Origin of the sequence: Methylobacterium sp. B1, from assembly GCF_000333255.1 — a bacterium.
Lineage (GTDB): Bacteria > Pseudomonadota > Alphaproteobacteria > Rhizobiales > Beijerinckiaceae > Methylobacterium > Methylobacterium fujisawaense.
Genome location: NZ_BACT01000372.1, coordinates 1 through 252, shown reverse-complemented (window position 1 = coordinate 252; position 252 = coordinate 1). Strand labels below are relative to the sequence as shown.

The 252-nt window shown below is 63.1% G+C and carries 1 pseudogene; it reads left to right on the top strand.

Annotation, left to right across the window (positions count from 1 at the left end):
- Nucleotides 1-84 precede the first annotated feature (84 nt).
- Nucleotides 85-252, top strand: a pseudogene (locus I53_RS31180) (hypothetical protein); the annotation flags it as partial.

Genomic DNA, 252 nt, shown 5'->3' with positions numbered 1-252 from the left:
AATTGCTTTAAATGTCAATAATAGGCTTGGTCACAGTGTTGTGTTCCGCGCCAATCATCACCGAGGCGTGATAGCTATAGAGTAAATGCGCTGCCGGTCTCCCTGGCCCGGGAGGGCTTTGCCGTGACCGGCCATGTCGGCCTGCCGACCTATCATCGCGGCGCGGCGACCCATATCCACCTTGCCGTCAACGGGCGCCCCGTGCGCGACCGGCTCCTGCTGGGCGCGATCCGCGGCGCCTACGCCGACACC